The following is a 23,274-nucleotide window of genomic DNA, read 5'->3' on the forward strand; positions in this document are numbered from 1 at the left end:
CCCGAGGCGCGCGCGCGTCACTCCACCACGGTCAAATCCTGCCAGCCGCTCGTCAGCGCCTCGCCGCCGCCGGGACGGGCCACGATGCAGTCCTCGACGCGGGCAGAGAAGTCGCCTTCCTGGAAGATCGAAGGCTCGATGGTGAAGATCATGCCCTCCTCGACCGGGGTCTCGTCACCGGCGGTCAGGAACGGCGGCTCGTGGACGTCCCAGCCGATGGCGTGGCCCAGGCGGTGGCGGAACTTGTCGCCGTAGCCCGCATCCGCGATCACGTCGCGCGCGACCTTGTCGACCGCCTCGCAGGTCGTGGCCCCGGCCTTCAGCGCGGCGATGCCCGCGTGCTGGCTCTCGATGATGAGCTTGTGGACCTTGATCTGCTCGGCATTGGGCTCCCCGAAGGACACCGTGCGCCCGAAATCGTAGCACATGCCGTCATGGATCGCGCCGAAGTCGAAGAGGACCGAGACGGGCGCCGTCAGGACGCGCGGCCAGCTTTGCAGCTTTCGCCCGAAGAGGATCGGGTGGTTCGGACCGGTGTTGTAGAGCGAGGTCGTGAAGGACGGCCCGAGCGAGCCCTGCTTCTTCAACTGGTAATCGACCTCGGAGGACACATCGAGTTCGGTCATCCCGATCTTGAGGTTCTTGACCACCTCGGCGAAGGCCGCCTCGGTCATGGCCCCGGCCTGCCGCATCTTCTCGATCTCGTCGGCATCCTTGATGACGCGGAGGGTGCGGAGCATGTCGGTCGCCGACACGAAGCGCGCGCCGGGCACCAACTTCTGCAACTCCATCAGGCTCTCGGCCTCGGCATCGTCGGAGGTCGCGATGGTCGCGTCGTCCTTGATGCCCAGCTCTTTCAGGATGCCGCGCACCATGTCGACGGGATCGTCCCAGTCGCCGAGGACGCGCACGTCGTGGCCCTCGATGCCGCCCGCCGAGCCGAACTCGACGGTCATGCGCGGCAGGGTCAGGATCGGGTCGTGATCGGGCGAGAGCCACGCTCCCTCCAGCCACATGCCGGGATGCAGGTTGCGGCCGTAGTTCGGAATGTCGCGGTGCAGGCCGGTCAGATAGTCGAGATCCGTGCCGATGGGCACGAAGACGAGATCCGCCTTCCCCGCGATGACCTCGCGATACTTCGCCATGCGTTCCTGATAGCTCGCCATGTTAGGCCTCCTTCAAAAGCTGGGTGGGTTTGTCGTTGAGATGGCAGGCCGACCGCCGATCGCCGCCGAGATCGCGCAAGGCCGGCGCTTCGACCCGGCAGCGGTCCATCGCGAAAGGACAGCGGGGGTGAAAGTGGCACCCGGGGGGCGGGTCCAAGGGCGACGGGATGTCGCCTTCGATCGGTGCGTAGGTCATGCGGCGGCGGTCGAGACGCGGCACGCCTTCGATCAGCGCGCGGGTATAGGGGTGGTTCGGCGCGTCGAACAGCGCCTCGGCCGGGCCGCTTTCGACGACGCGGCCCAGATACATCACGATGACGCGGTCCGAGACATATCGCACGACCCCGAGATCGTGGCTGATGAACAGATAGGTCAGATCAAGTTCGTCGCGCAGGTCCATGAAAAGATTGACGATCTGTGCCTGGATCGAGACATCCAACGCGGACACCGCCTCGTCGCAGACGATGAGATCGGGCTTCACGGCCAACGCGCGGGCGATGCCGACGCGCTGGCGTTGACCGCCCGAGAACTGGTGCGCGAAGCGCTCGCGGAAGGCCGGGTCGACCCCGCAGCGCTCCATCAGCGCCTCGACATAGGCGGTCAGCTCGTCGGGGCCGACGACGCGGTGGACGCGGGGCGCTTCGGCGATCAGTTCGCCCAGCCGCTTGCGCGGGTTGAGCGACGAGAACGGGTCCTGGAAGATCATCTGCCGGTCAAGCCCCGCACCGCGATCCGGGCGACCGTCATGGACGATCTCGCCTGTCGTAGGTTGCGTCAGGCCAGCCACCATGCGGCCCAGCGTGGACTTGCCGCACCCGCTCTCGCCGACGACGCCCAGCACCTCGCCGCGACGCATTGTGAAGCTCACGCCATCCACCGCGCGGACCCCGGCCCGGCGCTTGGCGAGGCCCAACCGGGCGAGCGCGCGGCCGATCAGGCCCATGCCGGCGTCGAACACCTTGGTCAGGTCGCGGACTTCGAGAATGGGCGCGTCGGTCATGACATGCCCTCCGTCAGCGGGTGGACGCAGCGCACCATCCGGCCCGGCGCGATCTCGGTAGCCGGGGGCGGCGTCGCGCAGGCGGCGGTCGCGCGGGCGCAGCGGGGCGCAAAGGCGCAGCCCTCGGGAAGCTCGGTCAGCGCGGGCATTCGGCCGGGGATCTGCGGCAGGCGCACGCCCTTCGGGTGCGAGGCCGGCACGCTGTCGATCAGGCCGCGCGTGTAGGGATGCGCGGGCGCGTCGATCAGGTCGTCGACCGGCCCGCTCTCGACGATGCGACCGGCGTACATCACGGCGATCCGGTCGGCGATGCCTGCGATGACGGCGAGGTCGTGCGTGATCCAGATCAGCGCGGTGCCGCGATCGGTGCAGAGCTTCTGGACGACCGACAGGATCTGGCCCTGGATCGTGACGTCGAGCGCGGTGGTCGGCTCATCCGCGATGATGACCTCGGGATCGTGGAGAAGCGCCGTCGCGATGGCCACGCGCTGCCGCATCCCGCCCGAAAGCTGGTGGGGATAGGCACGGAGCCGGGCCTCGGGGGCGGCGATCCCGACCTCCTGCAAGGCCGAGAGGCAGCGGGCGCGGGCGGCGCGTCGACCGATGTTCTCGTGGGCGCGGAGCGCGTCGATCATCTGCGTCTCGACCCGAAGGACCGGGTTCAGCGTCATCATCGGGTCCTGGAAGATCATCGCGATCCGCTTGCCCCGCATCGCGCGCAGCCCTTCGGGCGAGAGCGCGGTGAGATTGGTGCCGGTCAGGTCCACGCGCCCGCCGACGACGCGGCCGGGCGGAGAGAGCAGCCCCGTGATCGAAAAGCCGGTGATCGACTTGCCCGAGCCGCTTTCGCCGACCAGCGCGAGGATCTCGCCCCGCGCGACGGCGAGGTCGATCTCGCGGAGCGCGCGCACCTCCTCGCTCCCGAAGAAGAACGAGGTCGAGAGGCCGCGGACATCGAGGACGGTTTCCATTCAGCGGTCCAGATGGGGGTTGAGGACATCGCGCATCCGGTCGCCGAGAACGTTGACGCTGACGATGAGGACGAGGAGCACGAGCCCCGGCAGAACGCTGATCCACCAGCGCCCCGATTGCAGGTAGTCGAACCCGTTGGCGATCAGGAGGCCGAGCGATGGCCGCGTCGGCGGCAGGCCAAGGCCGAGAAAGGACAGCGTCGCCTCGAGCGAGATCGCCTGCGCCATCTGGATCGTGGCGACCACGAGGATGGTCGGCAGGCAGTTGGGCAGTACGTGCAGGAACAGGATACGCCAAGGCCCGAGGCGCAGGCCGCGTGCCGCCTCGACATAGTCGCGGGCATTCTCGACCAGTGCGACGCCCCGCACCGTGCGGGCGAAATAGGCCCATTGGACCACGACGAGGGCGAAGATGATCTTGTCGACCCCGCGCCCGAGGATAACGAGCAGGACGAGTGCCACGAGGATGGTCGGAAAGCTGAGTTGCAGGTCAACGATCCGCATCAGGAGCGCGTCGACCCAACCGCCGCGGAACGCCGCGACGAGGCCGACCAGCGTGCCGACGGTCAGCGCGATCAGCCCCGAGGCCAGCCCCACCAGCAGCGAGATGCGCAGCCCGTAGAGCATGGCCGAGAGCATGTCGCGCCCCTGCCCGTCCGTCCCGAGCCAGTGCGTCATGCCCGAGAAGGCTTGCTCGCCCGGACGAAGCAGGTTGTCGAGGATCGACACGGAGGCGAGGTCGTAGGGATCCTGCGGCGCGATCCACGGCGCCAGCAGCGCCAGCCCCGCCATGAGAACGAACACGAAGAGCGCGATCGCGGCCGAAGGGACGGCGAGGAACGCGCTGGTGAAGAGGCGCAGGCGGGAGGGGCGCTCGACGGCTGTGGCGGTCACGCGTCACCGCCGACGCGCACGCGCGGATCGAGAATCGAATAGACGATGTCCACGAGAAGGTTCAGACCGACGAACATGACGACGACGAAGATGAGATAGGCCACGATCAGCGGACGATCGAGCACGGCGATGGCGTCGATCAGCATCTTGCCGACGCCGGGCCAGGAGAAAATCGTCTCGGTCACGACGGCGAAAGCGATGACGCCGCCGAATTCCATCCCGAGGACGGTGACGATCGGGATGAGGATGTTCTTGAGGACGTGGACGCCGATGATGCGCCGCTCGCGGATGCCGTTGGCGCGCGCGAAGCGGATGTAGTCGGCATGCAGCACCTCGCGCATGCCCGCGCGGGTCAGGCGGATGACCATCGCCATCATCACGAGCGACAGCGTGAAGGCGGGCATCAGGAGGTGGCGAAGGCCGTCGAGCGTCAGGAAGCTGACTTCGATGCCGAAGACATCGGTGAGGTCGCCCCGCCCGATCGAAGGCAGCCAGCCGAGGCGGACCGAGAATACGAGGATGAGGATCAGGCCGATCCAGAAGACCGGGACCGAGAAGCTGACCATCGAGAAGCCCATGATGGTCTTCGAGATCCAGCTGTCGGGCTTCAAGCCCGCATACATGCCCATCGGCAGCCCGAGGACGACCGCCATGACGAGGGCCACGACGGCAAGTTCGAGCGTGGCGGGGAAGCGCTCCCAGATCAGGCTCATGGCCGGGACGCCGTGGGTGAAGGAGCGGCCCAGATCGCCTTGCAGGAGGTTCGTCAGGAACAGCCAGTATTGCTCCCAGATCGGCTTATCGAGGCCGAGATTGGCGATGATCTCGTTGATGCAGGCCTGCGTGCATTCCGACGAGGCGAAGATGTAGACGGGGTTGCCGACCACGTTGACGCCGAAGAACACCAGCATCGTCATCACGATCAGGACCAGAAGGGCCTGAAGGATGCGCTTGATGATGAACTCCAGCATCGTCTCTCCGCCTCGCGGGTTGGTTCAGGTCACTCGACGCGCTTGATCTCGGTCGCGAGCGTCCGCTCGTTGGTGCGCGGCGTATGCTCCAGACCCGAGCGCATGGCCCACTTATTGACCTGGAAGTGCAGCGGGATCAGCGCGTAGTCGGCCATCGCGATGCGCGTGGCGTCCTGCAGAAGCTCCAGCCGGGCCTCGCGGTCGATGGTCTGCTTGGCGAGGATCGACTTGGCGTCGATATCGGTATTGGAATACCGGCCGAAATTGCCGTTCCCGCCGCCCGTGGCCGCGTTGTAGGTCTCGAGGATGCCCGAGACGGTGTAGGTCGCCTCGCCCGCCACGGTGCCCCAACCGGTCAGCGACATCGAGAATTTCGGGCTGTCGAAGCCGGGGAAGCTGTCCTCGCCGCCCCGGATCAGGTCCGAGAAGAAGATGTTGCGCGGCATGGTGTCCACGGCCGTCTCGATGCCGATGCGGGACCAGAACTGGGCCACCGCCTCGATGACGCGCGCGTCGTTGATGTAGCGGTCGTTCGGCCCGTGGATCGTCATCTTGAACCCGTCGCCATAGCCCGCCTCGGCCAGCAGGCGCTGCGCCTCCTCGGGGTCGTAGGCATCGGGTTCCAGCTCGTCGACATGGCCGAAGAAACCCGGCGGCACGATGTTCGCGGCCGGCAGCGACGCGCCGCCCATGATGCGGTCGCGGATCGCCTCGCGGTCGATGGCGAGGCTCAGCGCCTTGCGCACGCGCATGTCGCGCAGCGGGTTGGGCGTCAGCGGGTTGCCGTCCATGTCGGTGACGTAATCCTCGACGTGGCGATAGGCGGGCATCATGTAGATCAGCCGGTCCGACGAGACGGTCGAGACGGTGAAGTCCGGGTTGGCCTCGAGCTGCGGCAGGTCGACGGTCGGCGGATAGTCGATGATGTCCACGTCGCCGTTCAGGAGCGCGGCCAGACGCGAGCTGTCCTCGCCCACGGGGCGGAACACGACCTGGTCCCAACCGGGATCGCCGCCCCACCAGTTCGGGTTCTTGACCACGCTGATGCGGTTGCCGGGGCTGTATTCCTCGAACATGAAGGGGCCGGTGCCGATGGCCGCCTCACCCGAGTTGAAATCGACCGACGCGGTGGCACCGGACGCCGCATGCTCGGCCACGATCGGCAGCATGGCGAGGTCCTCGGCCATGGTCGGATAGGGCCCTTGGGTCGAGATATGGACGGTGTAGTCGTCGATCTTCTCCCAGGACTTGCCACCCTTATCGAGCTGGAAGGCGGGCGACGCGGGCGCGCCGTCGATCCCGGCCTTCAGCCGGTCGAAGCTGAAGATCACGTCGTCGGCGTTGAACGTCTCGCCGTCATGCCACTGCACGCCCTCGCGCAGCTTGAATTCCCACTTCTCCTCCTCGATCGGCTCCCACGAGACGGCGAGGCCGGGCACGGGCTGCGACGCGCTGTCGAGGTCCACGAGATGTTCGAACATGTGTTCCTGGACCTGAAGGTCGGCGGAGAGCTGGGTCCAATGCGGGTCGAGCGAGCTCGCCTCGGATCGCGCGCCGATGGTCAGCACATCCTGCGCGTAGACCGGCATCGCCAGCGTCACGGCAACGGCCGTGATCGTCAGATTTATCTTCGACATAGACAAATTCTCCTCTCTGCAATCGAGCCGACACGCGGGCTCCCGTCGTGGCTTAATGCGAGGAAGTTCGCACCGCGCACAGTTGTTCTTGAATGCACTCTGCGGGCTTCGCACCGACCTGTCCACATTTTTTGCGCGGTATCCGACGATTGCCCGCGCCGCCGGAAGGACGGGGCGCGGCCATGGTCGGTCTGGAATGGGTCGAGAGTCTGCCGGGTCGGGGCCGAAGCCCCCTGCCCGCTCAGGCGAGGCCGAGGATGCGCTTGGCTTCGGCCGGGGTCGCGACGGGGCGGTCGTGTTCGGCGCAGATCGCTGCCGTCCGCGCAACCAGCGCGGCATTCGACGGTGCAAGCACCTCGCGCGAGAGGCGCAGGTTGTCCTCGAGCCCCGTGCGCGCGTGCCCGCCGGCCGCGATGCTCCAGCGGTTGAGCACGTCCTGCTGCGCGCCGATTCCGGCCGCGCACCACGGCGTATCGTCGCCGAAGAGGCGTTTCACCGTGCGGACATAGAAATCGAACACCTCGCGGTCGGCAGGCATCGCATTCTTCACACCCATCACGAACTGGACGTACGGTGTGTCCGCGATCTGGCCCGCCGCGTGCATCTCGGCGGCCCGCAGGATGTGGCTGAGGTCGAAGGCCTCGATCTCGGGCTTCACGCCATGTTCGATCATCTGGGCGGCCAGCCAATCGATGAGATCGGGCGGGTTCTCGTAGACGCGCGTGGGGAAGTTGTTCGACCCGACCGAGAGCGACGCCATATGCGGCCGCAGCGGCAGCATCCCGCCTCGCGCCTGCCCCGCCCCAGAACGGCCGCCCGTCGAGAACTGGATGATGATGTCGGGGCAATGCGTCTCCAGCCCCTCCTTCAGGGCAGCGAAGCGCTCGGGATCGCTCGACGGGGTCTCGTCGTCGTTGCGGACATGGGCGTGGACGATGGTGGCCCCGGCCTCGTGCGCGGCATGGGTGCTCTCGACCTGCTCGGACACGCTGATCGGCACGGCAGGGTTATGCGCCTTCCGCGGCAGGCTCCCGGTGATCGCGACGCAGATGATGCAGGGCGTCGTCATGCGCTCGGCGCCAGCACGAAATCGTGGATGACCTCGTGGAACGGCCCCGCGGCGCCTTCGGCGGCGATGCGATCGGGATCGTCGATCAATTCGAACTTGGCGAGCAGGCTCTGCTTCACGCCGAACACCGCGTCCGAGTCGATGTACGTGTCGTCGGGGTCGAAGATGTGGGTGATAAGCGTCTCGAAGCCCGGCGCCTCGAGGATGTAGTGCAGATGCGCCGGGCGGTAGGGATGGCGGCCGAGCTGCGCCAGGAGTTTGCCCACCGGCCCGTCATCGGGAATCGGGTAGAAGCGCGGCCGCGCGCCCCAGAAGTTATAGCGGCCGTCCGCGCCCGTGCGGAACACGCCGCGCAGGTTGAAGTCGGGTTGGATGCCCTTCTGCTGGACGTCGTAGAAGCCGTCATCGTTGGTCTGCCAGACGTCGAGCGTCGCGCCCTCGATCGGCCGGCCGCCGGTGTCGAGGATGCGCCCCTTGATGAGCATCGGCTCGCCCTTGCCGTCAAGACAGATGTTCGCCCCCATCGGCAACTCGGGCGCGTCGGGCACATGAAACGGCCCCAGCACGGTGCTTTCGGAGGCCCCGCTGGGTTTGCGGTTGTTGATCGCGTCGACCAGCATCGACACGCCGAGCACGTCGCTCAGCAGGATGAACTCCTGGCGCCAGTCGTCGGACATGTGCCCGGTCTCGGTCAGGAACTTGATCGCCTCCAGCCATTCGGCCTGCGTCGGCTCCATCTCCTTGATGGCCTCGTGCAGGTGCCGGATGATCGTCGCCATCAGCGCGGCCAGCCTCGGATCGGCCGTGTCGGCGATCCGCGCAATGACCACGTCGGCCGAGGTCTCTTCGGTGAAATAGCCGAGATTGTCTTCTCGCATCGTCGCTCTCCTATCGGGCCAGCACCGTGCCGAGCACCCGGCCGAGTTCGGCCTCGGGGTCGGTCGCCAGCGTGTCATGCCGCCAGCAGACATGCTGGTCGGGTCGCGTCAGGATGCAGCCGGTGTCGCCGACCTCGCGGGCGCGGGCCCAGTCGCCGGTATGATCGACATAAGGCTGGCGCGGCCCGATGACGTGGGTGTGGATCGTCACGCCCAGATCGCGCCCGACCGCCTCGGCCGCCGCGACCCAAGGCTCGCCGCCGAGCCCGGTGAACAGCGTGAACGCGCCGCCCCCGGCCAGATCGAGGGTCGAGACTTTGGCCCCGTCCCCGTCGAAGAGCCATGCATGCGGGATGCGCGCGCCGGGCCACGTGGTCGGCTGGTAATGAAGGTCCGCGTCGAGCGCGAAATCGGGCTCCATCTGGCCGTCGGTGACGATGGCGTCCGAGCTGTAGCGCTGGTTCATCTCGACCCCGTGGGCGTCGAACTCGTACTTTTTGAACGCGATCGCCTCGCGAAGCGCCGCCCGCTGGGCCTGCGCCGCGTCGGTCGCGTCGCAGCGGGCATCCATGTTGGCCTGCATCGTTTCGGGATCGTTGCTTTCGGTCAGGCCGAGCGCCTCGAAGATGGGACCGAACTCGCCGATGGACTGGTTGGCGCGGGTCACGATCTGCTTGGCCACGGGCGCGCGTTCGACCGAGTAGGTCTCCAGGAGCGCCTCACCCGCCTGCCCCTTCAGGACCGCCGCGATCTTCCACGCGAGGTTGAAAGCGTCCTGGATCGAGGTGTTCGAGCCCAGCCCGTTCGACGGCGGATGCCGGTGGATGGCGTCGCCCATGCAGAACACGCGGTCCTTCTGGAGATGCGTGGCGTAGAAGTTGTTGACGGTCCAGGTCGACCAGCTCGTGATATCCACCTCGAGCTCGGGATCGCCGACGAGGTCGCGGACCACCTTGGTGGCGAAGGCGTCGTCGACATCCGGTGGGGGCTGGTTGATGTCGTAGCCCCAGACGATCAGCCATTCGTTCCACGGCCGCACCATCCGCACGAGGCCCATGCCGATGCCGCCGACATCCGCGCCCGGCTGGACGACCCAGTAGAGGACCGACGGCCGGTGGGCGACATATCTGGACAGGTCCGCCTTGAAGAGGATGTTCATCGAACCGCCGACGCCCATCTTGCCCTCGAAGGGCAGATCGATCTGGTCAGCCACCAGCGAATTGCCCCCGTCGGCACCGATCAGGTATTTCGAGCGGATCGTCACCTCCTTGCCGCTCAGCCGGTCGAGGCAGGTCGTGGTCACACCCTCCGCATCCTGTTGGTGGCGGAGGTATTCCGTGCTCATCCGGGCCTGGGTGCCGCGCTTGCAGGCCGTCTTGAACAGCAGCGGTTCCATGAAGGTCTGCGGCAGGTCGTTCATGAAGGTGGGCGAACTGAGCAGGTGCTCGGCCTTCGACATCGGGTGGGTGCCCCAGCTCTTCATGCGGCCGATCTCCTCGCCCGCGAGGCTTTCGCAGAAGACGTTCTCGCCCATCAACTCCTGGTCGGCGGCGAAGAGGTAGGCCTCGTCCTCGACGTCGCGCCCCAGATCGCGCAGCACTTCCATCGTGCGCTGGTTGGTGATGTGGGCGCGGGGCGTGTTGGCCAGCCAGCGGTAGCGGTTGATGGCCATGTTCTCGATCCCGTAGGTCGAGAGCAGCGCCGCCGAGGCCGACCCGGCGGGGCCCGTTCCGATGATGAGAACGTCCGTGGTGATATCTGCCATGCTGGCCTCCCTCTTGGCGGTGGATCAGGCGCCGGCGGCGCCGATCGCGTCGGTGTGGTGTCGGGGCGCGCGGGTCATCGGGCGGCGTCGCGCGACGTGGGGATGTTCGGGCCGGAGAGCCGGCGCTGGATCGGGAAGAGCTGCAGGCCCGTCCGTTCGCTCAGCAGCCCCCAGAGGCCGCGGGGCGCCACGAGCATCACGGCGATGGCGAGGACGCCCAGCGTCATCAGGTACCAGCTTCCGAAATCCGCGAGCAGCGATTGGAGTGCGAAGAAGATCAGCACCCCGAGGATCGGGCCCTCGATGGTGCCGATCCCGCCGATGACCACGATGAAGATCACGTAGGCCGTCCAGTCGGTCAGACTGAAGGCCGCGTCGGGGCTGATGCGGGCCTTCTGCATGTAGATCAGCCCGCCCGCGAGGCCGGTGCCCAGCGCAGAGGTCAGGAACACGATCCACTTCATGCGGCCCGCATCCACGCCCACCGATTGCGCGGCCTGCGTGTTGTCGCGCACCGCCGCCAGCGCCAGCCCGCGCCGCGTCCGCAGCAGCCAGTAGATGCCCCCGATGGTCACGAGCGCCAGCGCCAGTGCCAGCCAATAGGCGAGGATATCGCGCGCCGCCGGGGCGCGGATGTCGAGAAGCGTCTGAATGCCCTCGACGAACCACATGTCGCGCGTCGCGTCGCGCGGCAGCGACGTGCCGGTGCCGCCGCCCAGCGCCTTCCACTGGGCGACCAGCAGGCGCACGACCTCGGCCAGCACCCAGGTTCCGATGGCGAAATATGCGCCGTTGAGGCGGAAGGCGAAGAAGGCGAAGGGCACGGCCAGCACGAGGCCCGCCAGCCCGGCCACGAGGATCGCCGGGACCGGGTCCATCCCGGCAAGGATCACGGCCGCGAACATCGCATAGGCACCGATCCCGACGAAGGCCTGCTGGCCCACGCTGACGAGGCCGCCATAGCCTGCGAGCAGGTTCCAGAACTGCGCCAGGACCAGCATCGTCAGGATGAAGAACATGTCCTGGATTGTGCCCCGCCCGGCAAAGAGCGGCAGGGCCACGAGGACGGCGACGAGCCCGATGGCGAGCGCGCCCGTGACGCGGGAGGCGGGCATGCGGGTGGTGACGGAATAGGCCATCAGTCGTTCGCCCTCGGGAAGAGGCCGCGCGGCCGCACGAGAAGGACGGCGAGGAAGGCGACATGACCCGCGAGGATCTGCCATTCGGGATTGATCGCGGCGCCGACGGTCTGCGCGACGCCGATGATGACGCCCCCCGCGAGCGTCCCCCAGAGCGAGCCGAGCCCGCCGATGATGACAGCCTCGAAGGCGTAGATCAGGCGCGCCGGGCCGATGCTCGGATCGAAGTTGGCGCGCAGCCCCAGATAGAGTGCGGCGATGGTGACGATGATCAGCGCGATGCCGGTGGCGGTCGCGAAGATCCGCGCGGGCTTGATCCCCATGAGGCCCGCGGTGGTCGCGTCATCCGAGGTGGCCCGGAAGGCGCGGCCCAGTTCGGTCCGGTAGAAAAGCTGGTTCAAACCGACGATGACGAGGATCGCGGACGCGAAGGTCAGAAGCGGCATGACGCCCAGCGCGATGGGCCCCACATCGATCGACGCGGTGGTCAGCGCGTTGGTGGGCAGGCGCTGGCTGTCGGCCGAGAAGGTCTCGAGCAGGACGTTCTGGAGCGCGATCGAAAGGCCAAAGGTCACGAGGAGCGGCGGCAGGATGTCGTCGCCCAGCGTGCGGTTCAGAAGGAACGTCTGGAGCACGTAGCCGAGCGCGAACATCAGCGGCATGGCGATCAGGACAGCCACGAAGGGCGACAGGCCGAGCAGCGTCACGAGGAGCAGGATCAGGTACGCCCCCATCACGATCAGGTCGCCATGGGCGAGGTTCACCAGCCGCATGATTCCGAAGACGAGGCTGAGCCCGGCGGCAAAGAGCGTATAGAGCCCTCCGAGCAGGATGCCCTGAAGGATGGTGTCGACCCAGATCATGCGGCGGCTCCGAAATAGGCGGCGTGGATATCGTCGCGGCTGATGGTGTCGGGGGTCCCGGTCAGGGTGATCCGCCCCTCCATCATGCAATAGATGCGGTCGGCTACGGCCAGGGCCTGACCGATATCCTGCTCGACCACGACGAGCGACGCGCCGGCCGCCTTGATCGCCGGAACGGCCTTGTAGATGTCCTTGATGACCACCGGCGCCAGCCCGAGGCTGATCTCGTCGCAGAGGAGGACGCGCGGATTGCTCATCAACGCGCGTCCGATCGCGACCATTTGCTGCTGCCCGCCCGAAAGCGCGCTGCCCGGCGATTGCCGCCGCTCGCGCAGGATCGGGAAGAGGTCGTAGATCGTGTCGAGGCTCCAGTGCCCGTCCACCTTGCGCCCATAGCGCCCGATCAGCAGGTTCTCCTCGACGCTGAGCGACGGGAAGAGCTTGCGGCCCTCGGGCACCATCGCGACACCCCGCGCCATGATTTCGTCGGCGGGCAAGGCGCCGATCGGGTCGCCATCGAAGGCGATGGCGTCGGGCGCACCCCGCAGCACGCCCGCGATGGCCCGCATCAGCGTCGTCTTGCCCGCGCCGTTGGCGCCGATGATCGCGACGGTCTCGTTTGCGGCAAGCTCGATATCGACGCCGAACAGCGCTTGGAAATCCCCGTAATGCGCCGTCAGGCCACGGGTCCGAAGAAGGGGTGCATGCGTGTCGACCATCAGACGTCGATCCCGAGATAGATTTCGCGAACCTCGCGGCTGGCCATGATCTCGGCCGGGTCGCCAATGCCGATGACGCGCCCGAAATCGAGCACCAGCAGCCGTTCGACCACCGAGGTCAGCGCATGGAGGACATGCTCGATCCAGATGATCGTCGTGCCCTGCGCGTGGATGTCGCGGATGGTGCCGATGAGCGCCTGGCATTCCGCGTCGGTCAGTCCGCCCGCGATCTCGTCGAGGAGCAGCAGCTTCGGCCGGGTCGCCATGGCGCGCGCCAGCTCCAGCCGCTTGCGCCCCAGAAGCGACAGCTGTCCCGCCGGCGTATTGGCCCGCGCGATCAGCTCGGTTCGCTCGAGGATGTCCGCGCAATCGTCGCGGACGGCCGCTTCGGAGAGGTCGCGCCCGTAGGTCGCCGCGACGAGAAGGTTTTCGTAGACGGTGAGGTTCTGGAACGGCTGCGGGATCTGGAACGAGCGCCCGATGCCCGACAGACACCGGTCCATCGCCGAGACCCGCGTCACGTCGCGCCCCTCGAACCGGATCGTGCCCGCATCGGGCGCGAGGTTCCCGGTGATCAGGTTGAATAGCGTCGACTTCCCCGCCCCGTTGGGTCCGATGATGCCCAGCGCCTGCCCCTCGGGCACGTCGAAGCTGGCATCGTCGGTCACGGTCAGCGCGCCGAAGCTCTTGGACACGGCATCAATGGCGAGAATGGTCATCGAAGGCTCCTGTGCGGACCCGCGCGGGAGGGCGCGGGCCCGGGGGTCGCTGGGGTCAGGACATGGGTTCCATCGTGCCGCCCGTCGGGATGTCCGGGTGGTCCGAATTGTCGACGATCACGAGGTCGTATCCGCCCCCGTCCTTCAGGCGCCACTGTCCGCCGACCAGCGGCGTCTTGGCGACGTTCTGCGCCGCGAAGGGCGGCAGGCCCGCGCCGTCGAACGCGATCCGCCCGACGATCGAGGACAGCTCGGTCGCGGCGATGGTCTCGGCCACGGCGTCCGGGTCGCCGGCATCCTCGGTCCGGCCCATCACGTCGGCGGCCATCTCGAAGAGCGCGTGGGCGAAGCCGATGGGCTGGGTCCACTGGCGGCCCGTCGCTTCGGAATAGGCGGCAGCCAGCTCGCCCGAGGATTGCCCCGTCAGGGTCGAGCTGAAGGGGTGCGACGGCGACCACCAGACCTCGGAGGACAGGTTGTGGCCTTCGTCGCCCAGCGCCTCGACGGCCTGCGGGAAGAGGATCGCCTTGCCAATGCTCGCGGCCATGGGATTGAAGCCCTGCTGCTTGGCCTGCGTCCAGAAGGTCGTGAAGTCCGGCGGGATCGGCACGCCCGTCACGATCTCGCAATTCGCGGCTTTGAAGGCGTTGATCTGGGCGCTGAAATCGTCCGTCAGGTTCTGGTAGCGCCCCGTGTCGGTCAGGCTATAGCCCTGCGCGTCGAGGACGGGCGGGAACCCTACGTTCTCGTCGCCCCAGGCATTTCCGTCGCCATCGTTGGGAAAGAGCGCGCCGACCGACTTGTTGGTGTCGAGTTGGTTCCACATGGCGGTGAAGACGCTGATGACGTCCTCGAGCCCCCAGAAGAAATGGAAGCTGTAGTCGAAGGGCCGCCAGGATTCCGGGTCGCCGGGATTGCCCTGCTGGCCGATGAAATAGGGCTGCCACGGGGCCACGGTCGAGATGACGGGAATGCCCTCGGCGTCGCAGGTCGTGGCGACGGGGTTCGTGGTCTCGGGCGTGGACGCCACCAGCATCAGGTCGATCTCGTCGTCGACGATCAGCTCGTTGGCGACCTCAGCGGCGCGGTTCGGGTTGGACTGGCTGTCCTTGACGATGACCTCGAAATTGGCCCCCGCCTCGGATCCGAGAAAGCCGTCGATGATGAACTGGTCGGCTTCCGAGAACGCCGCGAGCGGTCCCGATTGCGGGCTGACATAGCCCAGCCGGATGCGCGCGCCCTGCGCGATCGCGGGTGCGGCGAGGCCGCCCGCCGCGAGGGTCAGCCCCGTTGCGGCACTGGTCTTCATGAGGGTCCGGCGTGTGATCATGGTGTCCTCCCTGACGTCATGTCTCGTGCGTTAGCGTATCGGTTCGTCCCCGGCCCAGGCGGCCTGGAGCAGCGCGCGGATGTCGCCCCGCGTCACGGGGTGCGGGTTCGGATAGGGCTTCGTCGTCGCGAGGTCGGCGGCGCGGTCGAGATCGGCCTCCTCCAGTCCCAGATCGCGCAACGCCAACGGCGCGCCGAGCCCGGCGGCGAAGCGATGGAGCGCAGGCCCCGCTTGCTCGCCGCCCAGCAACGTGCAGATCGGCCGGAGTTCGGCCGCGGCGCTGCGGGCGTTGTAGGCGATGGCGTGGGGCAGGATGATCGCGTGCGTTTCGGCATGGGGCAGACCGAAGGCGCCGCCAAGGGTGTGGCAGAGCTTGTGATGCAGCGCCATGCCGACCCGTCCCAGCACCGTGCCGCAAGCCCAGGCGCCGCGCTGCGTGGCGGCGCGCGCGGCCACGTCGCCGGGCGCTGCGACCACCGCGGGTAGCCCGGTCACGAAGGCCTGCAGACCTTCGACCGCCAGCCGGTCGCTCTCGTCGGTGCGGTCTGGCGAATAGAGCGCCTCGGCCGCATGGGCCATCGCGTTAAGCCCCGACGTGACCGTCATCGCCACGGGCAAGGTCAGCACCATTTCGGGATCGTAGAGGATGGTTTCCGGCAGCACCTTCGGGTCGCTCAGCGTGGTCTTCACCCCGTCTTCGGTCTGGCCGAGGATCGGGGTCGCCTCGCTGCCCGCATAGGTCGTGGGGATCACGACCTGCGGCAGGTCGGTGCGGTAGGCCAGCGCCTTGCCGAGACCCGTGGTCGATCCGCCCCCGATCGCGACGATGCAATCGGCGCCAAGCGCGCGGAGTCGGTCCAGCGCGTCTTCGGTCACCTCCACCGGCGTATGCATCGCCGCCGCGGTGAAGAGCCCCGCCGCCCGCGTGCCCATCCGGTCCGCGATCTCACGACCCTCGGCCTCCTGCTGCGGGGTGGTGAGGACCAGCGCGCGCGTCGCGCCGAGGCGACGCATCTCGTCCGCGGCCGTTTCCCGGACACCGGGCCCGAACACGACCCGCACCGGACCGTCCGCCGCGACTTGGTGGCCAGCGGCGCTGTCGGGCATCGTGATATCGGTCTGACCTGCTCCCATGAACCGAGGCTATCATTCGAAATCGTTGGCTTGATCGAAATCGAGCGGCACAATATCACTTTGTGTTATGCAACTGGATCCAAGCCATCTCCGTCTGCTCGCCGCCATCGTCGACGCAGGTGGGTTGGTCGAGGGCGCGCAGAAACTCGGCAAGTCGCAGCCCAGCGTGTCGCGTACACTCTCGATGATCGAAGCGCGGCTGGGCTCGCGGCTCTTCGAAAAGGGCAAGCGCCCGCTCCGCCCGACGGAACTAGGCCTCAGCCTCGCCGTGCAGGGCCGCGTGATCGCCGAAGCCGCCGAGGCCGCCGGGCAGGCCGTCGCGCTCTATTCCGGCGGCAAGTCGGGCACGGCCCGGATCGCGGGCACGCCGGTCTTCATGGACGGCGTCGTCTCGAACATGATCGCCGCCTTCCAGACCGCGTTTCCGGACGTCACGATCAACCAGAGCTACGGCTATCTCGCGGATCTCACCGAACAGCTGGCCGTCGGCACCATCGACCTCGCGATCTGCCCGGTGCATCCCGACCGCGTGCCCGACGGGCTGTCGTTCAAGTCGATCCTGCCGGGGCGGAACGTCATCGCCTGCGCGCCGTCGCACCCCCTCGCGCGTCGCGCGACGCCCCGGCTCGCCGATATCGCGGCCTATCCCTGGATCGCGCCCCCGGTCGACAGCCCGCTCTACGAGGATCTGCGCTCGGCGCTGTCGGGGATCGGCGTGACCGAGTTCAACGTCAGCTTCACGGGCGGCTCGCTCACCTCGATCCTCAACGTGCTGGCGGGGTCGGAGGCGCTGACCGTGATGCCCTACTCGGTCGTGTTCATGCAGCAGCACCTGAAGACCGTGACCGCGCTGCCGATCCGCATCGACCACCCCGAGCGGGAGCTGGGCCTGCTCTGGCGGGCCGACCGGCAGATGCGGCCCGCCGTTCACCGGTTCATGGGGTTCGTCGAGCTTGAGTTCCGCGAAATGGCCCGGCGGATCGTCGAGAAGGAGAAGGCCGCACTTTGGCGGCGCTGAGGTCGGGTGAGGTTCCCCACGCGATCGTGTCTTCGCGCGCCGCCCTCGCTAGGCTAGGTCCGACCGAGGAGACCGCGCCATGCCCGACAGACCGACCCGACCCAACCGCCGCACCCTGATCCTCGGGGGCGGCGCCCTCGTCCTCGGGGGGGCGACCGTCGCCGCATGGGCGACCCGCGACCGCTTCGAGGGCGATGCCATGTCGCCCGGCGACGCGCTGGCCGCCGCGCGCGCGGGCGACATCCTCCTGATCGACATCCGCCGCCCCGACGAATGGGAGGCGACCGGCATCCCCGAAGGCGCGGCCCCGCTCGACATGCGGCGCGACGATTTCGCGGCGGCGCTCAGCGCACTCGCGGGCGCGCCGGACCGGCCCATCGCCCTGATCTGTGCGCGGGGCGTGCGGTCCGACCGGCTGTCCGCCCGACTGACCGAGGCCGGCTTCACCCGGATCATCGACGTCCCAGAGGGGATGCTGGGCTCGAGCGCCGGGCCCGGATGGCTCGCCCGCGACCTGCCGGTGGTGCGCCCGTGATCCGCGCCGCCACCCTCGCCCTCGCGCTCGCCCTGCCCGCCGCCGCGCAGGCCTGCGGCCCCGACAGCCCCTGCGACATCGAGGACGGCGTCTATCGCATCGCCCTGCCCGACGCCCCCGACGGCCCTGTCCCCGCCGTGATTTTCCTCCACGGCTTCGGCGGCTCGGGCGAAGGCACGATGCGCCAGCGCGGCACCATCGCGGCCTTCACCTCGCGCGGCTACGCCTTCATCGCGCCCGATGGCCAACCCCGTGAAGGGCGCGGGGGCCTGCGTTGGAACTTCCGCGACGACGGGCGGGCCCAGACCCGCGACGAGGATGATTTCCTGATGGCCGTCGCCGACGATGCCGCGGCGCGTCACGGGGTCGATCGCGACCGGATCGTGCTGGCCGGGTTCTCGAACGGCGCGTTCCAGGTCACCTATCTCGCCTGCCGCCACCCCGAGGCCTTCGCAGCCTATGCGCCGGTCTCGGGCGGGTTCTGGCGCCCGCATCCCGAGGGCTGCGCCGGACCGGTACGCCTTCTCCAGACCCATGGCTGGTCGGATTCGACCGTTCCGCTGGAAGGCCGACCGCTGCGCGACGGGGCCTTCGTGCAGGGCGACATCTTCGAGGGGCTGGGCCTCTGGCGGCGGGCGAATGGCTGTGCCTGGGACGATCCCGACGGCTACCGCGAGACGGGGCAGTTCCAGCGGCGCTTCTGGGAATGCGACGAGGGCTCGGCGCTGGACATGGCGCTGTTTCCCGGCGGGCACGGCGTGCCATCGGGCTGGGCGGACATGGCCGCCGACTGGTTCGAAGCCCTGCCCTGAGCGCTATTCGGCGGGCGTGGGCGCCAGCGCGTCCCGCAACTCGGACCGCCAGTGCCGCGCGCGGGTCGCGACCAGCGGCGCGCGCACCTCCTGCGGGGTGGCGAGCCAGCCCGCGAAGGGGCGCCCCGACAGATGCGAGAGCGGCACGGCGAGGACGAGGCTCGCCATGATCGGCAGAAGCCAGAGCGAGACGTAGCCGGTCGCCATCCCGGCGAGCAGGAGCGCGCCGAGCACCGTTTCGACCGCGTGGAACCGCGTGAGCGTGGCCCAACCGTGCCGCCCGCCCGATCGGTCCTGCGGGGTCCAATCGATCCGCCGCCCGGTCAACGCCGCGACCACGGCCATCGTCTGCTGCACCATCAGGATCGGCGCGTAGGCGACCGAAATCGCGATCTCGACCACGAGCGATCCGCCGAAGCGGCCGGCACCGCCGACCTGCGCCAGGGGCGTGCCCGCCGCCAGCAACGCCACCGCACCCACGAGCTTCGGCGCGAGCAGGAGGCCGTAGAGCGCGGCCATCAGCCATACATGGTTGACCGGCGACATTTCGGGCCAGCTCGGCATGGTCGGGTTGGCGGGGGAGAAGTAGTTGATGACGGACCGCTCGGCGCTGACCCCGATCATCGCCCAGAGCGTCAGGAGCAGGAACCAGAGCGGTGACAGAAGGTAGCCGATCGCCCCGTGGAAGAGGTGGAACCGCGACAGCGCGTGCAGGCCGCGGGTGCCCAGCAGGCCCAGATGCTGGAGGTTGCCCTTGCACCAGCGCCGATCGCGCAACACGTGGTCGATTAGCGTCGGCGGGGTCTCCTCGTAGGAGCCGCGCAGCCGCGGCAGGAAGCGCACCGACCAGCCCGCGCGCCGCAAGAGCCCCGCCTCGACGAAATCATGGCTGAGGATCAGCTGGTCGCCACCGCGCAGACCGCGCATATGCGGCAGACCCGCGCTGGCCGCGAAGGCCTGTACGCGCAGGATGGCATTGTGCCCCCAATAATTGCCCTCGCGCCCCGTCCAGCGGGCCAGCCCCTCGGCCAGCGCCGCGCCGTAGACCGCGTTGGCGAATTGCTGGCTGCGGGCGAAGACGGTGTCGGCGCCGATCAGTTGCGGGAAGGACTGGATCAGGCCGGCCGAGGGATCGCGGCCCAGCGCATCGGCCAGCGCGCCGATGGCCGATGCACTCATCAGGCTGTCGGCATCGAGGATAAGCATCGCGTCATGCGCCCCGCCCCAGCGGGTCAGCCAGTCGGCGAGGTTGCCGACCTTGCGGTCGGTGTTCTGCTCGCGCCTGCGATAATAGAGGGGTGCGTCGGGCATCCGGATGCGCAGGGCCGCGAAGGCATGGGCCTCCTGCGCGGCGCGGCCCGGATCGCGCGTGTCCGACAGGATGTAGAGCGTGAAGCGGTGCGCCCCCGGCTTCCGCGCCAACCGCTCTAGCATGGCGGCGGCATTGCCGAACACGTCCCACGGTGCTTCCTCGTGGACCGGCACTAGGAGCGCCACGTCGAGCGGCGTGACCGGACCGGTTTCGGGGGCCGCACGGCGCTGCATGGCGGCGGCCCCGGCAAGCACGGTCACGAAGGTCAACGCGATCCAGAAGAAGCCGACCGCGATCAGCGTCGCCAGCAGCCCCTCGGCCCAGGTCGTCCCGTCGGTCGCGAACCAGGCGAGAAACGCCCAAAGCAGCGCCCCCGTCGCGATGGCCGCCGGCAGGAACGTGCCCATCCGCCAGCGCGCGGCCACGGGATCGGGCGTCGCGCCGGGGGCGAGGTCGTCGCGGAAGGCGCGGCCGAGATCCTGACGCGGGTGGGCCAGCGGAGCTTCGGGGGGCATGCCGGTCCGCGTCATGTCGCCGTCCAGCGGTAGAGCCAGACCTCGGAGGCGGCCTGTCCGTCCCGCATGAGCTGGGCGCGGAGTTCGGCTGCGCCGCGCTCGCCCGGATCGAAGGTGAAGGCGAGGCGCGCGCCGCCGGTCTCTGGATTGCGCTGCAGGATGCCGTCGGACGTGTCCGCCTGGTTCGAGGAGACGTGCAGCGTGACGTCCGACAGGTCGCCCGAGAGCGCGGGATGGTCGGCGAAGTCGATCGCGGCCAGCCAGCGGTCGCCCTCGAAATTGCGCCCCATATGGGTGTCGCGGACCGGGGCCACGTCGGGACGACCGGGCGCGTTGCCATTGCCATGCCAGGACATGCGGTAGGCGAAGCGATGCTCCTCGCCGGCGGCCAGCGGAACGCGCGGACGCCAATAGGCTACAATATTGTCGTAGATCTCGCGATCCGACGGGATCTCGACCAGCCGGACGACGCCCGGCCCCCAGTCACCCATGGGCTCGATCCAGAGGCTCGGCCGCTCGTGGTAATGCGCCTCCAGATCGGCGAAATCCGAAAGCTTGTCGGCGCGCTGCCGCAGCCCGAAGCCAAGCGGGTTCTCGTCGACGAAGCTCGACACCTGAAGCTCGACCGGGTTGGCCAGTTGCCGCCACAGCATCTCGCCCGCCCCGTTCCAGATCGACAGGCCGTCGCTGTCGTGGATCGCGGGGCGGAAATCGTCGAAGCGCGGCCGGTTCGTCTGGTCATAGAGGAACATCGACGTCAGGGGCGCGATGCCCGCATGGTCAAGATCGACGCGCGGATAGAGTGTCGCTTCGACCTCCATCACGCAGGCAGGGCCGGGCTGGATCACGAAGCGATACGCGCCCGCGACCGACGGGCTGTCGAGCAGCGCGTGCAGGACGACGCGGTCGTCGCCCGGCACGGGCGTCTCGACCCACATGCGGGTGAAATCGGGAAACTCCTCGCCCTGCGGGTCGCCGGTGCGAAGGGCCAGACCCCGCGCGGACAGGCCGTATTGCTGCGCCGCCCCGATGGCGCGGAAATAGCTGGCACCCTGGAAGACGGCGAACTCGCGGGCATTGGCCTCGCCCGGAAAGACGTGGCGCAGGCGCAGGCCCGAGAACCCCATCGTCGCATCCACCGGCAGGTCGGGCGCGCGGTCGGTCCAGTCGAACAGGTCCATGTCGAAGGCGAGCCGGTGCGCGGTGGCGTTCTCGACCACCGCGACCTCGACGGCACGCGGGAAGTAGAGACCGGGATGAAAGAGATCCATCTCGAAGCCACGCGCCTCGCCCGCCCAGACGGCGCGACGGGTGTCGAACCAAAACTTGCGATACTGGTCGTAGGTCAGGTCGCGCCACGGCGCGGGAATCAGCGGGCGCGGTGCAAAGGGGCGCGATGCGAGATCGCGGGCCATCTCACGCACGGTATCCGCGTCGAACGGCATGGCCGAAACGTATTGCGGCATCGCGGCCAGCGGCCGGGCCAGCGCCAGCGCCGAGACGCCGGCGAGAAAGGCGCGCCGCGTCATCTCCGCATCCGCCACGGCTGCGATTTGAACCATCCGGCGGTGTAGGCGCAGAGGATCAGAAGGGCGAACACCGTCAGGTTCACGAAGGCCCAGGTCGCCGCGTTGCGCCCGATCACGTCGAGGACGAAGCCGCTCAGCCGCGCTAGAACCATCGAGAAGACGAAGACCGCGAGGCTCTGTTGCCCGACCTTGGTCACGAGGCGGATCAGGCCGTTCCAGACCCGTGCGCCCTTGCCCTGCCCGGCCGCCACGAGCCGCTGGCCGCCCGTGCCCGCCGCCGTCCAGAAGAGATAGGCGAGGCTGAGGAAATGGATGTAGTGAAGGGGTCCGAAATCCGACTTGTCGAACCACGCGCGGTTCGCCTGGCGCCAGTCGAAGATCGGATTACAGGACCCGAAGCCCGTCTCGGTGCAAGCGGTGAGCGCCGTCCACGCGTCCTTGACCGGCTCGGTCTGGAAGAAGCGAAAGCCGATCGACGAGAGCAGCATCGACACCAACACGACCGCGAGTGCGAGGCCCAGCAGCCACGCTTTTACCGGCGGCGCGGGGATCCAGCCGCGCATGAAGGCGAAGCCGGTGAAGAAGATCAGTTGCCAGCCGAAGGGGTTGAAGAACCAGTTGCGGTCCGACCACGGTTCGGCCGGAAGGGCCAGATGCAGGTGCCCGAGGCCGAGCCATTCGAGAAATGCGCCCTGCGCGAAAACCCAGACCGTCAGCGAGACCGCCGCGAGAAGCGGCAGCGACACGCGGGCCAGCGCCACGACCGCCGGCATCATCACGAGGACGACCATGTACATGGGCAGGATGTCGAAATAATTCGGCACGTAGGTCAGCGTCAGCAGGCCGATCATCTGCGGCGCGGGATCGGCGAAGAACTTCCACAGGTTCAGCGTGCCGATATACTCCTTCTCGAACGCGCCCGACGCGTCGATCGTGGCGAGGATCGTCGCGATGGCCACGAACATCGCGATATGCGCCCAGTAGATCTGCCAGACGCGGTAGCCGACGCGCGCCGTACCCATGATCCAGCCCAGCCGGTCGAAGGTGCGCCCGAAGGCGATGGCCGAGGCCATGCCCGAGCAGAAGACGAAGATCTCGGTCGCGTCCGAAAAGCCGAACCGCGCGGGAATCCAGAGCGTCCAGGCGTTTCCGGGCGTATGGGCCAGCAGGATGATGAACATCGCCAACCCGCGAAACACGTCGAGGCGCGGGTCGCGGATCGCCGCGCCCGCTGTCGCGGTCGTGGCGCCCGGCGTGGCGGCGAAGCCGGTCGCGGGTGCGGTTGTCGTCATGTCGGA

At 68.3% G+C, this 23,274-nt stretch carries 21 protein-coding genes; 3 read left to right on the forward strand and 18 right to left on the reverse strand.

Features of this window, described 5'->3' with window-relative positions:
- Positions 1 to 17: 17 nt before the first annotated feature.
- The 15 genes from ACK8OR_RS03300 to ACK8OR_RS03370 form a co-directional block, all read right to left on the reverse strand.
- A complete protein-coding gene (locus ACK8OR_RS03300) occupies positions 18 to 1,166 on the reverse strand; it encodes a M24 family metallopeptidase (RefSeq protein ID WP_410188040.1) in 1,149 nt (382 codons plus the stop codon).
- A gap of 1 nt (position 1,167) precedes the next feature.
- A complete protein-coding gene (locus ACK8OR_RS03305; RefSeq protein ID WP_410188041.1) occupies positions 1,168 to 2,166 on the reverse strand; it encodes an ABC transporter ATP-binding protein in 999 nt (332 codons plus the stop codon).
- On the reverse strand, positions 2,163 to 3,137 hold the full coding sequence (locus tag ACK8OR_RS03310) for an ABC transporter ATP-binding protein (RefSeq protein WP_410188042.1): 975 nt from the start codon (positions 3,135 to 3,137) through the stop codon (positions 2,163 to 2,165). The genes ACK8OR_RS03305 and ACK8OR_RS03310 overlap by 4 nt, the downstream gene beginning before the upstream one ends.
- Entirely contained in the window at positions 3,138 to 4,031 is an 894-nt protein-coding gene (locus ACK8OR_RS03315) for an ABC transporter permease (RefSeq protein WP_298432186.1), read from the reverse strand.
- The gene (locus tag ACK8OR_RS03320; protein WP_410188043.1) at positions 4,028 to 5,002 is read right to left on the reverse strand and encodes an ABC transporter permease; all 975 of its coding nucleotides are present in this window, start codon (positions 5,000 to 5,002) and stop codon (positions 4,028 to 4,030) included. Before ACK8OR_RS03320 ends, ACK8OR_RS03315 begins: the two co-directional genes overlap by 4 nt.
- 29 nt (positions 5,003 to 5,031) lie before the next feature.
- Positions 5,032 to 6,639, reverse strand: a complete 1,608-nt coding sequence (locus ACK8OR_RS03325) for an ABC transporter substrate-binding protein (protein WP_410188044.1) — start codon at positions 6,637 to 6,639, stop codon at positions 5,032 to 5,034.
- 241 nt (positions 6,640 to 6,880) lie between these two features.
- Positions 6,881 to 7,708 (reverse strand): beta-keto acid cleavage family enzyme, encoded by an 828-nt coding sequence (locus ACK8OR_RS03330; RefSeq protein ID WP_410188045.1) that lies wholly within the window; start codon positions 7,706 to 7,708, stop codon positions 6,881 to 6,883.
- Positions 7,705 to 8,586, reverse strand: a complete 882-nt coding sequence (locus ACK8OR_RS03335; RefSeq protein ID WP_410188046.1) for an intradiol ring-cleavage dioxygenase — start codon at positions 8,584 to 8,586, stop codon at positions 7,705 to 7,707. The genes ACK8OR_RS03330 and ACK8OR_RS03335 overlap by 4 nt, the downstream gene beginning before the upstream one ends.
- 10 nt (positions 8,587 to 8,596) lie before the next feature.
- Positions 8,597 to 10,351, reverse strand: a complete 1,755-nt coding sequence (locus tag ACK8OR_RS03340) for an FAD-dependent oxidoreductase (RefSeq protein ID WP_410188047.1) — start codon at positions 10,349 to 10,351, stop codon at positions 8,597 to 8,599.
- Positions 10,352 to 10,425: 74 nt separating this feature from the next.
- On the reverse strand, positions 10,426 to 11,490 hold the full coding sequence (locus ACK8OR_RS03345) for a branched-chain amino acid ABC transporter permease (protein ID WP_410188048.1): 1,065 nt from the start codon (positions 11,488 to 11,490) through the stop codon (positions 10,426 to 10,428).
- A complete protein-coding gene (locus ACK8OR_RS03350; protein ID WP_410188049.1) occupies positions 11,490 to 12,353 on the reverse strand; it encodes a branched-chain amino acid ABC transporter permease in 864 nt (287 codons plus the stop codon). The genes ACK8OR_RS03345 and ACK8OR_RS03350 overlap by 1 nt, the downstream gene beginning before the upstream one ends.
- Entirely contained in the window at positions 12,350 to 13,072 is a 723-nt protein-coding gene (locus ACK8OR_RS03355; RefSeq protein WP_410188050.1) for an ABC transporter ATP-binding protein, read from the reverse strand. The genes ACK8OR_RS03350 and ACK8OR_RS03355 overlap by 4 nt, the downstream gene beginning before the upstream one ends.
- Positions 13,072 to 13,791: an ABC transporter ATP-binding protein gene (locus tag ACK8OR_RS03360; RefSeq protein WP_410188051.1), complete on the reverse strand. Its 720-nt coding sequence runs from the start codon at positions 13,789 to 13,791 to the stop codon at positions 13,072 to 13,074. The genes ACK8OR_RS03355 and ACK8OR_RS03360 overlap by 1 nt, the downstream gene beginning before the upstream one ends.
- A gap of 55 nt (positions 13,792 to 13,846) precedes the next feature.
- The gene (locus ACK8OR_RS03365; RefSeq protein ID WP_410188052.1) at positions 13,847 to 15,121 is read right to left on the reverse strand and encodes an ABC transporter substrate-binding protein; all 1,275 of its coding nucleotides are present in this window, start codon (positions 15,119 to 15,121) and stop codon (positions 13,847 to 13,849) included.
- 30 nt (positions 15,122 to 15,151) lie between these two features.
- Entirely contained in the window at positions 15,152 to 16,228 is a 1,077-nt protein-coding gene (locus tag ACK8OR_RS03370; protein ID WP_410188053.1) for a maleylacetate reductase, read from the reverse strand.
- A gap of 94 nt (positions 16,229 to 16,322) precedes the next feature.
- On the opposite strand from ACK8OR_RS03370, the gene ACK8OR_RS03375 reads away from it, so the two are divergent.
- The 3 genes from ACK8OR_RS03375 (at position 16,323) to ACK8OR_RS03385 (ending at position 18,620) form a co-directional block, all read left to right on the forward strand.
- On the forward strand, positions 16,323 to 17,273 hold the full coding sequence (locus ACK8OR_RS03375; RefSeq protein ID WP_410188054.1) for a LysR family transcriptional regulator: 951 nt from the start codon (positions 16,323 to 16,325) through the stop codon (positions 17,271 to 17,273).
- A 79-nt stretch (positions 17,274 to 17,352) separates the two neighbouring features.
- Complete coding sequence (locus ACK8OR_RS03380; protein WP_410188055.1) at positions 17,353 to 17,808, forward strand: rhodanese-like domain-containing protein; 456 nt, start codon at positions 17,353 to 17,355, stop codon at positions 17,806 to 17,808.
- Positions 17,805 to 18,620 (forward strand): CE1 family esterase, encoded by an 816-nt coding sequence (locus ACK8OR_RS03385; RefSeq protein ID WP_410188056.1) that lies wholly within the window; start codon positions 17,805 to 17,807, stop codon positions 18,618 to 18,620. Before ACK8OR_RS03380 ends, ACK8OR_RS03385 begins: the two co-directional genes overlap by 4 nt.
- A 3-nt stretch (positions 18,621 to 18,623) precedes the next feature.
- Here the strand turns inward: ACK8OR_RS03385 and mdoH are convergent, their stop codons facing one another.
- From mdoH to ACK8OR_RS03400, 3 genes are read right to left on the reverse strand one after another with little or no spacing between them, the layout of a single operon-like run.
- Positions 18,624 to 20,462, reverse strand: coding sequence for a glucans biosynthesis glucosyltransferase MdoH (gene mdoH, locus ACK8OR_RS03390; protein ID WP_410188057.1), 1,839 nt, complete (start codon positions 20,460 to 20,462; stop codon positions 18,624 to 18,626).
- Positions 20,459 to 21,976, reverse strand: coding sequence for a glucan biosynthesis protein (locus ACK8OR_RS03395; protein ID WP_410188058.1), 1,518 nt, complete (start codon positions 21,974 to 21,976; stop codon positions 20,459 to 20,461). Before ACK8OR_RS03395 ends, mdoH begins: the two co-directional genes overlap by 4 nt.
- On the reverse strand, positions 21,973 to 23,268 hold the full coding sequence (locus ACK8OR_RS03400; protein WP_410188059.1) for an OpgC family protein: 1,296 nt from the start codon (positions 23,266 to 23,268) through the stop codon (positions 21,973 to 21,975). The genes ACK8OR_RS03395 and ACK8OR_RS03400 overlap by 4 nt, the downstream gene beginning before the upstream one ends.
- Between the last annotated feature and the right edge of the window lie 6 nt (positions 23,269 to 23,274).

It is taken from the genome of Jannaschia halovivens (genome assembly GCF_046452375.1).
GTDB classification, from domain to species: domain Bacteria; phylum Pseudomonadota; class Alphaproteobacteria; order Rhodobacterales; family Rhodobacteraceae; genus Jannaschia; species Jannaschia halovivens.

Coding starts and splice junctions, on each gene's coding strand:
- ACK8OR_RS03355 (WP_410188050.1), bottom strand. CDS start 13,072: ATGGTCGACACGCATGCACCCCTTCTTCGGACCCGTGGCCTGACGGCG.
- ACK8OR_RS03365 (WP_410188052.1), bottom strand. CDS start 15,121: ATGATCACACGCCGGACCCTCATGAAGACCAGTGCCGCAACGGGGCTG.
- ACK8OR_RS03345 (WP_410188048.1), bottom strand. CDS start 11,490: ATGGCCTATTCCGTCACCACCCGCATGCCCGCCTCCCGCGTCACGGGC.
- ACK8OR_RS03395 (WP_410188058.1), bottom strand. CDS start 21,976: ATGACGCGGCGCGCCTTTCTCGCCGGCGTCTCGGCGCTGGCGCTGGCC.
- ACK8OR_RS03380 (WP_410188055.1), top strand. CDS start 17,353: ATGCCCGACAGACCGACCCGACCCAACCGCCGCACCCTGATCCTCGGG.
- ACK8OR_RS03350 (WP_410188049.1), bottom strand. CDS start 12,353: ATGATCTGGGTCGACACCATCCTTCAGGGCATCCTGCTCGGAGGGCTC.
- ACK8OR_RS03335 (WP_410188046.1), bottom strand. CDS start 8,586: ATGCGAGAAGACAATCTCGGCTATTTCACCGAAGAGACCTCGGCCGAC.
- ACK8OR_RS03305 (WP_410188041.1), bottom strand. CDS start 2,166: ATGACCGACGCGCCCATTCTCGAAGTCCGCGACCTGACCAAGGTGTTC.
- ACK8OR_RS03400 (WP_410188059.1), bottom strand. CDS start 23,268: ATGACGACAACCGCACCCGCGACCGGCTTCGCCGCCACGCCGGGCGCC.
- mdoH (WP_410188057.1), bottom strand. CDS start 20,462: ATGACGCGGACCGGCATGCCCCCCGAAGCTCCGCTGGCCCACCCGCGT.
- ACK8OR_RS03360 (WP_410188051.1), bottom strand. CDS start 13,791: ATGACCATTCTCGCCATTGATGCCGTGTCCAAGAGCTTCGGCGCGCTG.
- ACK8OR_RS03340 (WP_410188047.1), bottom strand. CDS start 10,351: ATGGCAGATATCACCACGGACGTTCTCATCATCGGAACGGGCCCCGCC.
- ACK8OR_RS03300 (WP_410188040.1), bottom strand. CDS start 1,166: ATGGCGAGCTATCAGGAACGCATGGCGAAGTATCGCGAGGTCATCGCG.
- ACK8OR_RS03320 (WP_410188043.1), bottom strand. CDS start 5,002: ATGCTGGAGTTCATCATCAAGCGCATCCTTCAGGCCCTTCTGGTCCTG.
- ACK8OR_RS03330 (WP_410188045.1), bottom strand. CDS start 7,708: ATGACGACGCCCTGCATCATCTGCGTCGCGATCACCGGGAGCCTGCCG.
- ACK8OR_RS03375 (WP_410188054.1), top strand. CDS start 16,323: ATGCAACTGGATCCAAGCCATCTCCGTCTGCTCGCCGCCATCGTCGAC.
- ACK8OR_RS03325 (WP_410188044.1), bottom strand. CDS start 6,639: ATGTCGAAGATAAATCTGACGATCACGGCCGTTGCCGTGACGCTGGCG.
- ACK8OR_RS03310 (WP_410188042.1), bottom strand. CDS start 3,137: ATGGAAACCGTCCTCGATGTCCGCGGCCTCTCGACCTCGTTCTTCTTC.
- ACK8OR_RS03370 (WP_410188053.1), bottom strand. CDS start 16,228: ATGCCCGACAGCGCCGCTGGCCACCAAGTCGCGGCGGACGGTCCGGTG.